At 54.2% G+C, this 12,161-nt stretch carries 14 protein-coding genes, 4 tRNA genes and 1 pseudogene; 17 read left to right on the forward strand and 2 right to left on the reverse strand.

Annotation, left to right across the window (positions count from 1 at the left end):
* The first annotated feature begins 1 nt into the window (after nt 1).
* From tolA to WDB70_RS03710, 11 genes are all read left to right on the forward strand, one after another.
* Nucleotides 2-913 carry a cell envelope integrity protein TolA gene (gene tolA, locus WDB70_RS03660; RefSeq protein WP_406666736.1) on the forward strand — a complete coding sequence of 304 codons (912 nt, stop codon included), beginning with the start codon at nt 2-4 and terminating at the stop codon, nt 911-913.
* Between the two features lie 95 nt (nt 914-1,008).
* Nucleotides 1,009-2,262, forward strand: coding sequence for a Tol-Pal system beta propeller repeat protein TolB (gene tolB / locus WDB70_RS03665; protein ID WP_406668006.1), 1,254 nt, complete (start codon nt 1,009-1,011; stop codon nt 2,260-2,262).
* A 35-nt stretch (nt 2,263-2,297) separates the two neighbouring features.
* The gene (gene pal / locus WDB70_RS03670; protein WP_406666738.1) at nt 2,298-2,837 is read left to right on the forward strand and encodes a peptidoglycan-associated lipoprotein Pal; all 540 of its coding nucleotides are present in this window, start codon (nt 2,298-2,300) and stop codon (nt 2,835-2,837) included.
* A 3-nt stretch (nt 2,838-2,840) separates the two neighbouring features.
* A complete protein-coding gene (gene ybgF, locus WDB70_RS03675; protein WP_406666740.1) occupies nt 2,841-3,593 on the forward strand; it encodes a tol-pal system protein YbgF in 753 nt (250 codons plus the stop codon).
* A gap of 124 nt (nt 3,594-3,717) precedes the next feature.
* Nucleotides 3,718-3,793: transfer RNA gene (locus tag WDB70_RS03680), tRNA-Lys, on the forward strand.
* 67 nt (nt 3,794-3,860) lie between these two features.
* Nucleotides 3,861-3,936: transfer RNA gene (locus tag WDB70_RS03685), tRNA-Lys, on the forward strand.
* 6 nt (nt 3,937-3,942) lie between these two features.
* Nucleotides 3,943-4,018, forward strand: a tRNA-Lys gene (locus WDB70_RS03690).
* A gap of 94 nt (nt 4,019-4,112) precedes the next feature.
* Nucleotides 4,113-5,174, forward strand: a complete 1,062-nt coding sequence (gene nadA / locus WDB70_RS03695) for a quinolinate synthase NadA (RefSeq protein WP_406666742.1) — start codon at nt 4,113-4,115, stop codon at nt 5,172-5,174.
* A 114-nt stretch (nt 5,175-5,288) separates the two neighbouring features.
* Nucleotides 5,289-5,376 (forward strand) — tRNA-Ser (locus WDB70_RS03700).
* A gap of 626 nt (nt 5,377-6,002) precedes the next feature.
* Nucleotides 6,003-6,467: a hypothetical protein gene (locus tag WDB70_RS03705; protein ID WP_406666744.1), complete on the forward strand. Its 465-nt coding sequence runs from the start codon at nt 6,003-6,005 to the stop codon at nt 6,465-6,467.
* Nucleotides 6,468-6,540: 73 nt separating this feature from the next.
* Nucleotides 6,541-6,951, forward strand: a complete 411-nt coding sequence (locus WDB70_RS03710) for a DUF4431 domain-containing protein (protein WP_406666746.1) — start codon at nt 6,541-6,543, stop codon at nt 6,949-6,951.
* 343 nt (nt 6,952-7,294) lie between these two features.
* Here the strand turns inward: WDB70_RS03710 and WDB70_RS03715 are convergent.
* Nucleotides 7,295-7,476, reverse strand: a pseudogene (locus WDB70_RS03715) (IS110 family transposase); the annotation flags it as partial.
* A gap of 111 nt (nt 7,477-7,587) precedes the next feature.
* On the opposite strand from WDB70_RS03715, the gene WDB70_RS03720 reads away from it, so the two are divergent.
* The 5 genes from WDB70_RS03720 (at nt 7,588) to arsB (ending at nt 11,051) form a co-directional block, all read left to right on the forward strand.
* The gene (locus WDB70_RS03720) at nt 7,588-8,076 is read left to right on the forward strand and encodes a lecithin retinol acyltransferase family protein (RefSeq protein WP_406666748.1); all 489 of its coding nucleotides are present in this window, start codon (nt 7,588-7,590) and stop codon (nt 8,074-8,076) included.
* A gap of 429 nt (nt 8,077-8,505) precedes the next feature.
* Entirely contained in the window at nt 8,506-8,841 is a 336-nt protein-coding gene (locus WDB70_RS03725; RefSeq protein ID WP_406666750.1) for a metalloregulator ArsR/SmtB family transcription factor, read from the forward strand.
* A 1-nt stretch (nt 8,842) separates the two neighbouring features.
* The gene (locus WDB70_RS03730) at nt 8,843-9,319 is read left to right on the forward strand and encodes an arsenate reductase ArsC (protein ID WP_406666752.1); all 477 of its coding nucleotides are present in this window, start codon (nt 8,843-8,845) and stop codon (nt 9,317-9,319) included.
* Complete coding sequence (gene arsH / locus WDB70_RS03735; protein ID WP_406666754.1) at nt 9,316-10,032, forward strand: arsenical resistance protein ArsH; 717 nt, start codon at nt 9,316-9,318, stop codon at nt 10,030-10,032. Before WDB70_RS03730 ends, arsH begins: the two co-directional genes overlap by 4 nt.
* Before the next feature lie 2 nt (nt 10,033-10,034).
* Nucleotides 10,035-11,051, forward strand: a complete 1,017-nt coding sequence (gene arsB, locus WDB70_RS03740) for an ACR3 family arsenite efflux transporter (protein WP_406666756.1) — start codon at nt 10,035-10,037, stop codon at nt 11,049-11,051.
* A 44-nt stretch (nt 11,052-11,095) separates the two neighbouring features.
* Here arsB and soxR read toward each other — a convergent pair whose 3' ends face one another.
* A complete protein-coding gene (gene soxR / locus WDB70_RS03745) occupies nt 11,096-11,539 on the reverse strand; it encodes a redox-sensitive transcriptional activator SoxR (protein ID WP_406666758.1) in 444 nt (147 codons plus the stop codon).
* A gap of 185 nt (nt 11,540-11,724) precedes the next feature.
* Between soxR and WDB70_RS03750 the strand changes: the two genes are divergently transcribed.
* Nucleotides 11,725-12,144, forward strand: coding sequence for a VOC family protein (locus tag WDB70_RS03750; protein WP_406666760.1), 420 nt, complete (start codon nt 11,725-11,727; stop codon nt 12,142-12,144).
* The last annotated feature ends 17 nt before the right edge of the window (nt 12,145-12,161 follow it).

A 12,161-nucleotide genomic window follows, 5' to 3' on the forward strand; every position in this document is an offset into this window, starting at 1 on the left:
CATGCGCCAGCAAGGCATGGGGTTACCGCTGGGCCTGTCAATTGGCCTGCACCTGCTGATTGCCGCGGTGTTGTTAACCTCTATCGATTTTAGCGACAAGCCACCGGCACCGCCCCACAGTGACGGGCAGGTCATTACCGCCAAGGCGGTAGACAGCAAAGTGGTTGAGCAGCAGGTCAAACGCCTCAAGGCAGAAAAGGCCGCCGAGCAGCAGGCCGAAGCTGACCGCCAGCGTAAGCTGGAGCAGCAGCGTCAGAATGAACTGAAACGTATTGCCGAACTGAAGCGCCAGCGGGCGCAGGAAGAGCAGCAGCGCCAGGCCGCTGAAAAAGCCGCGCAGCAAGCCAAAGTGCAGCAGCAACAGGAAGCAGAAAAAGCCCACCAACTGGAACTGCAACGGCAGCAAAAAGAAGCCGAAGCGAAAAAGGCTGAGGCCGCTGCCAAAGCGGCGGCAGAAAAGCAGCGTAAAGAAGAAGCCGCGGCCAAGGCCGCAGCAGAAAAACGCCGCAAGGAAGAAGCCGAGCGCCAGCGTAAAGCCGAAGAAGCTCGCCGTAAGAAAGCCGCAGAGGCACAGCTGGCCAAGCAAATGGAAGCCGAAGCCGCGGCCCGTGCCAAGGCCCGCCAGCAGCAGGTGCTCAGCGAGCTGCAAAAGTATCAGGCGCTGATTAACCAGACCATTAAACGCAACTTCATCCGCGACGACAGCATGCGCGGTAAAGAAGCGAAATTGCAGATCACCCTGGCGCCCAGCGGCCTGGTGCTGGACGTGAAATACGTCTCGGGTGACCGTGCCATCTTCGAGGCAGCGCAGCGGGCGGTATGGAAAGCGGGCACCTTGCCGGTGTCCAAAGACCCGCAGGTGTTTGCGCAAATGCGCCAAGTGAACATCACCATGAAACCGGATAGTCAATAGAGGTAACCGTGCAACGATTAACCCTGTTTTTTTTGCTGCTCTGTGCCATTTGCCGCCCTGCTGAGGCGGCGCTGGATATTGTTATTACCGGCGGCATGGATCAGGCCCGGCCGGTAGCGGTGGTGCCGTTTCAGTTTACCGGCCAGGGGCCAGCGCCTATAGATCTGGCCAGTATCATCAGCAATGACCTGCGCAACTCCGGCAAGTTCTCGCCCTTGTCGGTAACCACCATGCCGGAGCAACCGCAAGCGGTGGCCGATATTCACTACAGTGCCTGGTCAACCCGTGGTGTTGAAGCCATGGTGCTTGGCAGCATCAAGCCTTATCAGGACGGTAAATACCTGGTCAGTTTTGATCTGGTGGATGTACTGCGTGGCCAAAAAGGGGCTAATGGCCCACAACTCAAAGACGGTAATCTGGTACAGAGTAACGACCATATTCTTGACAGCCGTCAGGCGGTGGTTAGCCCGGAGCAACTGCGCCAGTACGCCCACCGCATTGCCGATGTGGTTTATGAAAAGCTGACCGGTGAACGCGGCGCCTTTTTGACACGCATCGCCTATGTGGTGGTGAACCAGCAGCAGCCGTTCCCTTACAAACTGATGGTTTCTGATTACGACGGCTACAACGAAGCACTGGTGGCCAAGTCGAAAGAGCCGATCATGTCGCCTACCTGGTCACCGGATGGCAGCAAGCTGGCTTATGTTTCCTTTGAAAACCACAGCTCGCGGATCATTATTCAGGATCTCTACACCCAGCAACGCACGGTGCTGACTTCTTTCCCTGATATTAATGGCAGCCCGGCCTGGTCGCCGGACGGCAAGAAAATGGCGATGGTGCTGTCCAAAGACGGTAACCCGGAAATCTACATTATGGATCTGGCCAGCAAGCAGCTGACCCGCCTGACACACCATTACGCCATTGACACTGAACCCTCCTGGTATCCGGACTCTAAGTCACTGGTGTTCACCTCTGAGCGGGGTGGCCGGCCACAGCTATATCGTGTAGATTTGGGCAGCAGAAAGATCACCCGTTTGACCTTTGAAGGCGAACAAAATCTGGCCGGGCAAATTACCCCTGATGGTAAATATCTGGTCATGATCAATCGTACACAGGGCCAATACCATGTGGCCCGCCAGGACTTGCAGACCGGTGACATGCAGGTGCTGACCAACACCCAGTTAGACGAGTCACCCAGTCTGGCCCCCAATGGCAGCATGGTTATTTATGCCACTTTGTTCCGGGGCCAGAAAGTGCTCGGTTTGGTGTCTATTGATGGGCGTTTCAGTGCCCGTCTGCCGGCCCGGGAAGGGCAGGTCAAAGAACCAGCCTGGTCACCCTTTTTGTGATTTTTATGCCGTAACCATGATTTGAGGACGCAACAATGCAAAACAACAAACTGTTCAAAGGCTTGCTGATTGCCCTGCCGATGCTGGCGCTGTCTGCCTGTTCTTCCACTTCCGGCACCAGCACCACTGGCCAAGGCAGCAATGAGGCCAGCAATGGCCAGGCTGGCAGCCAGCAGGAAGTGGTGACCGGTGCGGTTAAACCGGTAATGAGCCCGGAAGAGCAGCGTAAGCAGCACATGGCTGATCTGCGCCGTGAACACACCATTTTCTTTGACTTTGACAGCTACAACGTGCGCCCGGAATTTGCCGAGCTGCTCGAAGCCCATGCCACCTACCTGCGTGACCACCCTGGCGTGAAAGTGCTGATCGAAGGCTTTACCGATGAGCGTGGTACCCCGGAATACAACATCGCCCTGGGCGAGCGCCGCGCCAAAGCGGTTAAACAGTACCTGGAAGGCCTGGGCGTGCTGGACTCACAAATCACCCTGATTTCCTACGGTGAAGAAAAGCCGTTGGATGCCGAGCACACAGAAGCCGCTTACGCGAAAAACCGCCGCGCTGTACTGGTGTACTAAGCCATGAAAAAAACGCTGACACTGTTGCTGTTGGCCAGTTGCTCTGGAGCCGCCATGGCGGCGGCTCCGGTAGTGGATGCTGGCAATGACCTGGCCACTCGCGTTTCTCGCCTGGAAGCGCAATTACAATCGCGCAGCCGCCTGCAACTGCAAATGCAGCAGCAGCTTAACCAGCTGCAGGATGACCTGAGCAGCCTGCGTGGCCAGTCAGAAGAGCATGACCACAAGTTGCAGCAGATCCTTGAGCGTCAGCGGGAGATCTACAAAGAGCTGGCGAAACTGGAAGCCTCCAACAGCCAGCCGGCTGCCAATACGCCAGCCACGCCAGCCGCCGCCACTGGCACGGCGGTGCAAGCGGACGGTGACAGCTATTCAAGCAACTTGTCAGAAAATGACGCCTACGATCAGGCCGTTAATCTGGTGCTCAAAGACAAGAACTACGCAAAAGCCACTGTTGCTTTTAAGCAGTTCATCAAGCAGTTCCCGAAATCCAGTTACAGCGACAACGCGCATTACTGGCTGGGGCAGTTGCTGTACAGCAGCCAACAGCTGGCCGACGCCGCCAAAGCCTTCGCGGTGGTGGTGAACCAGTACCCCAACTCCAGTAAACGGGCTGACGCCATGCTCAAACTGGGCATCATTGCCAAAGAGCAGGGCAACAAAGCGGATGCCCGCAGTTACTTCGAAAAAGTGGCCAAGGAGTATCCTGACAGCACATCTGCAAAGCTGGCCAAAGGGCGCTTGGCAGGGCTGTAACAGGGTTGCCGTCTTTTTGCGCAATCAGTCGCCGGTAGTGATTTTCTGCTTGCACGGGCACTCAAATTCAGTAAGATAGGCGCCCGTCGGGACAGCAGGCTGCTGCTGTTACCGGTGACAATTTGGGTCGTTAGCTCAGTTGGTAGAGCAGTTGACTTTTAATCAATTGGTCGCAGGTTCGAATCCTGCACGACCCACCATTATTCCTGAAGCCTGCCTGAGCGGGCTTTTTTATCCCCCGGAATTTCTGGTGGATAGCAACAATTCGGGTTGTTAGCTCAGTTGGTAGAGCAGTTGACTTTTAATCAATTGGTCGCAGGTTCGAATCCTGCACAACCCACCACAATTCGGGTCGTTAGCTCAGTTGGTAGAGCAGTTGACTTTTAATCAATTGGTCGCAGGTTCGAATCCTGCACGACCCACCATGCTGCAAAACCCCGCCACGGCGGGGTTTTTTGCTGTCTGGGGCAGGGCGGTTGTATAATCCCCGGCTCGCATGTAACAGAGTGCCACAACGCCATGACCCGAGTGCCCCAGGTGAATCTTGACCTGCCGTTTCCGCCCAAGCCTCGCGCCCTCAGTGAGGCTGAACAAGCAGACTACCGTGCCCGCATCAAAACGTTACTCAAAGAAAAGAACGCGGTGCTGGTGGCGCACTATTACACCGATCCGCAAATTCAGGCGCTGGCAGAAGAAACAGGTGGCTGCGTTGCCGATTCGCTGGAAATGGCCCGTTTTGGCAAGGCGCACCCGGCCAACACGCTGATTGTGGCCGGGGTCAAGTTCATGGGCGAAACCGCCAAGATCCTCAGCCCCGAGAAAACCGTGCTGATGCCCACGCTGGAGGCCACCTGCTCGCTGGACTTGGGGTGCCCTGCTGACGAATTCAGTGCCTTTTGTGATGCCCACCCGGACCATACCGTCGTGGTTTACGCCAATACCTCGGCAGCGGTCAAAGCCCGTGCCGACTGGGTGGTCACGTCTTCTATTGCGCTGGAAATTGTTGAACACCTCGATAGCCTGGGCAAACCCATTCTCTGGGCGCCAGACAAGCACCTGGGCAGCTACATCAGCAAGAAAACCGGTGCTGACATGCTGCTATGGCAAAGCGCTTGTATCGTCCATGACGAGTTTAAAACCCGCGCCCTGCTGGACATGAAAGCGCTGTACCCGGATGCAGCGGTATTGGTGCACCCGGAATCGCCGGCCAGCATTGTTGAACTGGCCGATGCCGTAGGCTCTACCAGCCAGCTGATCAAGGCCGCGCAAACCCTGCCACAGCAGCAGTTTATTGTGGCCACCGACCGCGGCATTTTTTACAAAATGCAGCAGCTGTGCCCGGATAAAACCTTTATTGAAGCGCCCACCGCCGGCGACGGCGCCACCTGCCGGTCCTGCGCCCATTGCCCCTGGATGGCAATGAACGGCCTGCAAGCCATTCACAATGCCCTGAGCAATACCGAAGGCCCGGAACACGCCATTGAAGTAGACCCGGCGCTGGCCGCCAAGGCCATGGTGCCGCTTAACCGGATGCTGGATTTTGCCGCCGATTTGCAGATGAAAGTGCAGGGCAACGCCTGATTGTTTAAAAGCTCGCCAGGTAACGGCTGGGCCGGGAAAAAGCGGTTGACCCGCTACCCCCTTGCCCCTAATATAGCGCTCCGTTGCCCGGCGAATGCCCGCAACAAACAATATGGTGAGGTGTCCGAGTGGCTGAAGGAGCACGCCTGGAAAGTGTGTATACGGCAACGTATCGAGGGTTCGAATCCCTCCCTCACCGCCATATATAATGCCCTGATGATTCAGGGCTTTTTTCGTTTTTAAGAGCGTATTTAGAGCAAGCCGCTGTACGCCACAGCCCTTCGTAACTCCCTTACCTGAAACACTATCCCGGCCATAGCGCAGCATCTTTGGCTACTCCTTTACCCTGAACGTGCTTGATTGCCGCTCGTGGCGGTGCTGTTATCGCTAGCCTCTAGGCAAGCGTTACAGTGCTTAGCAGCAACCCTTCGTGGACTGCCCGGGCCACCCGCTCAAGTATCACCATACGGCTGTCTTTACGCAAAAACGCCCCTTGGTTGACATTACCGAGCAAATCCCATTGTATTGACCTTAGGAACACGCAGGGATTGAAGCCAGCTCAGGAAGAGGAATGGACATTGGGAACCACACCTAAGGGCGGTAGCTTACCTTCATACCTTCAGTTCAAGGCCAGGAACTGGCCGCGTGGAAAAGGGAAAGCCGTTATCACCAGCGGTCAAAAGCCGGCGCGTTTTTACGCAAGACGATAAATTGGGTCGCAGATATCGTTAGGATAATCAGATGGTTAAAACCGACACTCCAAGTGTTCTGATGAGTGAAAACGAGTCGGCTTCATAACTATTGTTATATTTACCAAGGAGATCTTCGTTGAGAATTAGTATTTTTATACTCCCGTTCTTGATTTCAGGTTGCACTGGTTTGGCAAGCTCAGTTGATGATTTACACGCCAACTCTTATAAACCATTAGAATATAAGTCAGAAAGGTCGCCGGTAGAAACATATGAATACTTAAAGGATAAAATGACAAACTGCTATGAGTACCATGGTTCATTGACTACAGCTGTTCCGGTTTCTGGCATATTCATCACAAACAGTGTTAAATCTGGAACATTTGTCGAAGGGAGAATGTTAAGTAACGATAGTTATGAGATTTCACTTAGCCAAGAAGTTGGGGCGCAGCCTCGCGGCTACATGGAAGTCGTGGATATTAGAAAATCAAAATCTTATACGTCAGTGACAGTATATCCGTTGAATAGATTTTGGGTTCGCCATGCAGAAAGAATTGAAACATGGTTAGCTGGCGGTGAAATTACTGATTGTAAGTTATGGTAGCTATAACAATGCGCTCAATTGTTCGGACTGCGCTACGCGCAACCGCTTAGCTTTGCGTTATGTGGAATAAGTAATGAAACTAATCACAATCACAATCACAATCACAATAACGATAAACCTATTGGCAATTAGCCCATCGTTTGCACAGTGCTTCGAGTATGAGCCCAAAGTTACTAGTTTATCTGGCACGTTGACCCGAGAAACATTTCCAGGAAGACCAAATTATGAAAACATTGAAAATGGTGATGAACCTGAAACGTATTGGATCTTAAAGCTCGATAAATCAATTTGTTTAATTCCGTCTGACGAACTCAATGTCCAGGAGTTTGATGTCAAGGATATTCAACTTGTTTTAGATTCAGCGCAGTATAAAAAATATACCAATTATATGAATAAAAGGGTTGTCGTAACCGGAACATTATTCCATAGCCATACAGGGCACCACCACAAGCGGATATTACTAACCACAAATGAAATCAAGTAGAACGCATAACAAGGCGCTCAATCAGGGACTGGACCTCACCCGCTTTAACTAATAAGCAGTAATAACTGATATAACTAGCCGCCTCTGCCCGTTAAGTGCAGCGCCGCTGTGGCAGGAATGAAGGTTCAGCTGAGGCAGGACGCCGAAGCAGGTGAATACGTGTCGGGACACACGTATGAACCGGTGAACCGGGAATGACGAACACAGCGTCAGCGCGGAACATGGGCAAGGGTTTTGCTGACTTTTGCCCCCAAAAGTCAGGCGCGTGCAGGGGCGCCCCCCTGCAATAAATACTGGATTTTGATGTGCCTGCGGCACAGCTTATTGTTTGCCGGTTCCCGCACCATTTTTCGCCATTCCTGACCATGGTGTTGAGGATGACAATGAGCTTGCGCATGCAGGCGATAAGGGCCGCTTTGGGCAGCTTTCCGGTTGCCTTCATATGATCATCATACGGCTGAAAACCGGGTTGCATTGGATATCCGACATCATGAACATCACAGTACGCACCCGGTGGCGGCCTCCACCGGACAGCCTGCTTTGCGCTTCGGTTGCCGTCAAACGAAGCGTTAGCCTTGAAAAGCCCGAAACCAGTCTCCATGTAGGGGTTTCCACTTATAGAAAGGAATCTTTTTCATGTTTAACGTAGGTGACGTTCTTAGCATCCAATATACCGGCTTCAAGCATTACGGTATTTATGTAGGTAACGATGTCGTAATTCACAACTCGAAGAAATTTGGCCTGGTCCAAGAAATCTCCCTCCGAGATTTCGCAGGCAACCGGGATATTTCTCTGAGTTCAATCAAGCCAGATAATCCTATGCTCGCTGTACAACGAGCGAAGAAATATTTAAACCTTCCCTACAACCTTTTTTCAGAGAACTGCGAGCATTTTGTACGCACCGTCTCTGGTTTGGCAAAGGAAAGTACCCAGATTCAGAAGTATCTTATTACTGCCCTTGGCACCGGGGCATTCCTTAAGGCTGACAACTCGGTTATAAAAGCCGCTGGTGGAGCAGCAGCAATCAGCGCGATGCTTACCCCTTCCGAAAAAAGCCCTGTTAAATCAGCCGCAGTAGCTGCTTGTCTTGCAGCGGGTATCGCTTACCTAGCAGCGAACGGCTAATAAGTAATTCAAGGCGCCAGTAAAGCTGGCTGGGACGTCTACCGCTTCGTGATGAGCCGTCCCTTAATACGGGCGTTAACAGACACGCAGTAATAACTGACAGTCAGCCCTTATGCCCGTTAAGTGCAGCGCCAGCGAAACATGGGCAAGGGTTTTGCTGACTTTTGCCCTCAAAAGTCAGGCGCGTGCAGGGGCGCCCCCCTGCAATAAATACTGGCTTTTGATGTGCCTGCGGCACAGCGCATTGTGTGCCGGTTCCTGCACTGTAAGCTGCTCCACATAACAAAAAGCCCGTCCTTGTGACGGGCTTTTTGCGTTTTTACGCTGACTCACCCATGGGTGTTGGCCTGGCCGTTGGGTACAACCTTGCCTTTGCTGCTTTACATGCGAAATTTCATATATATGATGTGGCGCATGTAAGGAGGAGCCATGATCTCACCACTGGCGTTTTTCAAATGCCTTGCCGATGACACGCGGCTTAAGTGCCTGCTACTGCTGACACAACTGCCAGAACTGTGTGTGTGTGATTTGCAGGCGGTGTTGCAGTTAAGCCAGCCGAAGGTGTCGCGCCATTTGCGTCAGTTGCACAGCTGCGGCCTGCTGGCTGATGAGCGTCGGGGTAAGTGGGTGTATTACCGCCTGCACCCTGAACTACCCGAATGGGCTGGTGCGGTGCTGCGCGAAACCCTCAAACATAACGGTGCCTTTTTGGCGCCCTGTAGCCAGCGCCTCAGTGCTGCTGGCGTACCCTGCTGTGAGCCTTGATATGAAAATTCTCTATATCTGCACCCATAACCGCTGCCGCAGTATTTTGTCGGAAGCCATCACTAACCAACTGGCTGGCGATGTGCTGACGGCCCGCAGCGCCGGTAGCCAGCCGAGCGGGCAGGTGCACCCGTTGTCATTGCAGTATTTACAGGAAAAGGGCTACAGCACGGATGGGCTGCAAAGCCAGTCCTGGGATGACTTTGCCGACTTTCAGGCCGATCTGGTGTTCACCGTTTGTGACGCCGCCGCCGGTGAAAGTTGCCCGGTGTGGTTTGGGAACAGCATCAAGGCGCACTGGGCGCTGGTGGACCCATCGAAAGTTGTAGGGAGTGACGCGCAAAAGCGCAGCGCCTTTTTAACGACCATTGCCGAGATTGAACAGCGCGTTGCGGCGTTGGCGGCACTGGCGCGCAGCGCTCCCGATCGCGCCGCCTTGCGCCAGGGGCTGCTGGATATGGGAGTAACCTTGTCATGACCACAACCCCCAACATTGCAGAGCAACATTGGCAGGTGCCAACGTTGAGCGAGCTGTTGCCAACGCCGTCGGCGCACCCGCCGCGCATTCTGCTGCTGTACGGTTCGCTGCGGCCGCGTTCTTACAGCCGCTTGCTGGTAGAAGAAGCGGCCCGGCTACTAGCCCGCATGGGCGCCGAAACGCGGATATTCAACCCCGAAGGGCTGCCGCAGCCCGATAGTACCGACGACAGCCACCCGAAAGTGCAGGAACTGCGCGAGCTGATGATGTGGTCACAAGGGCAGGTGTGGTGCTCGCCGGAGCGCCATGGCGCCATGACCAGTATCTTCAAAAGCCAAATTGACTGGGTGCCGCTGAACCTCGGTGGGGTGCGGCCAACCCAGGGTAAAACCCTGGCGCTGATGCAGGTGTGTGGTGGCTCACAGTCTTTTAATACGGTGAACCAGCTGCGCATTCTTGGCCGCTGGATGCGCATGGTGACCATTCCCAATCAGTCATCGGTGCCCAAGGCTTTTTTGGAATTTGCTGACGATGGCCGCATGAAGCCGTCGCCTTTTTACAACCGCATTGTCGATGTGATGGAAGAGCTGATGAAGTTCACCTTGCTGTTACGCGACAACAAAGCCAGCTTTGTTGACCGCTATTCCGAGCGGGTGGAGTCAGCGGAAGCAGTGAGCCGTCGGGTTAACCAGCGGGCCAGCCAGGAGAGTTGAAGATGGGTATTTTTGAACGGTTTTTGTCGCTCTGGGTTGCGCTGGCCATTGTGGCCGGCATTATTGCCGGTAGCCTGTTCCCGGGGGTTTTTACCCTGGTGGCGTCACTGGCTTATGCCCAGGTGAACCTGGTGATTGCGGTACTGATCTGGCTGATGATCTACCCGATGATGGTGCAGGTGGATTTTTCTGCCATCAAGGATGTGGGTAAAAACCCCCGCGGCCTGGTGCTGACGCTGGTGATCAACTGGCTGATCAAACCTTTTTCCATGGCGCTGCTGGGCTGGTTGTTCTTTAAGGGCATTTTTGCCCCCTGGGTTAACCCGCACACCGCCAGTGAATACATTGCCGGGATGATTCTGCTGGGGGTGGCGCCTTGCACCGCCATGGTGTTTGTGTGGAGCCAGCTCACCCGTGGTGACGCCAACTACACCCTGGTGCAGGTGTCGGTTAACGACATCATCATGATTTTTGCTTTCGCTCCTCTGGCGGGCTTGCTATTGGGGGTGACAGACATCACCGTGCCCTGGGATACCTTGCTGCTGTCGGTGGTGCTGTATGTGCTGATCCCGCTGGTGGCCGGTGCCTTAACCCGCAAAAAGCTCGATAAAGCCGATGACCATAGCCGCCTCAATGGCTTTTTGGCGGCGATGAAACCCTGGTCCATTATTGGCCTGCTGGCCACTGTGGTATTGCTGTTCGGCTTTCAATCGCAAACCATTTTGTCAGACCCGCAAGCCATTGTGCTGATTGCTATTCCGCTACTTATTCAAACCTACGGCATCTTTGCCATTTCGTACTGGCTGGCCAGAAAGCTGAAACTGGCTCATAACATCGCGGCGCCAGCCTGCATGATTGGCACCTCCAACTTTTTTGAGCTGGCGGTGGCGGTGGCCATTGCGCTGTTTGGCCTGCATTCCGGGGCGGCGCTGGCAACGGTAGTTGGGGTATTGGTGGAAGTGCCGGTGATGTTGTCGCTGGTGTGGTTTGCCAACCGTACCCGCCACTGGTTTGCCTGAGCACTGTTGCCGGCAGGCACGGGTTGGCACCGTGCCTGCCGGCGTTAGCCACGACGTTCCAGCAGCACCGGCCCAGTGCCTTGTTCGCTGAGCTGATCGCCCGGGTTATAGAGCGGGCAGTTTTGCATCGACAGGCAGCCGCAGCCGATACAACCGGTGAGCGAATCACGCAATCGCTGTAGGTGATCTATGCGTGCTGTCAGGCGCTGATGCCAGTGGCTGGATAATTGCTGCCAATCCGCTTTGCTCGGTGCCCGATGTTTGGGGAGTGACGCAAACACCTCGCTGATCTCTTTAAGACCGATCCCCATCTTTTGTGCCGCCTTGATCACCGACACCCGCCGCAACACATCGGGGCTGTAACGGCGCTGGTTGCCGCTATTACGGCTGCTGTGGATCAGCGCCTTACTCTCATAAAAGTGCAAGGTTGACACTTTCACGCCGCACCGCTTGGCCACCTGGCCCACAGAAAATGCGCGTTTTTCCATAAAAACCCCTTTACCTCAACTTAGCTTGAGGTTTTAGCATGGCCGTGAACTGAAATCCAACAGCCTGCAAAGAGGCTCTTATGGCACCTCAAACCCCTGAATTAGCACACCGCCGGCGCGCTTTCTGGCACCACTTCACGCGGATTGTCTGTACCGCCATGCAATACAAATAAGGAGAGAACAACATGATGAGACTTGAACACGTTAACCTGGTGGTAAAGGACATTCCTGCCAGTTTGCAGTTCTATCAGGCTGCTTTTCCACACTGGCGGGTAAGAGGGCAGGGCAGCAAGGATTGGTATGGCAAGCCACGTAACTGGCTGCACTTTGGCGATGATGACAACTACTTGACTTTCAATGATAACGGCACCGGTCAAAACCGTGACCTTGAAAGCCTCAATATTGGCCTGGCGCACTTTGCCTTTGTGGTCAGCGATCTGGCTGGGCTGATGGCCAGGCTGGCCGAGGCCGGTTTTACACCGGCCATATTGGGGGCCGAGGAGCCTTATCGCAAAAACATTTACTACATTGACCCGGACGGCTTTGAAGTGGAGTTTGTGCAGTACCTCAGCGACGTGCCCAGTGAGCGAAACCGCTATCAGTAAACACATCCGGTCAGGCC

This window comes from Gallaecimonas aegicerasi (assembly GCF_045291545.1).
In the GTDB taxonomy this organism is placed as follows: domain Bacteria; phylum Pseudomonadota; class Gammaproteobacteria; order Enterobacterales; family Gallaecimonadaceae; genus Gallaecimonas.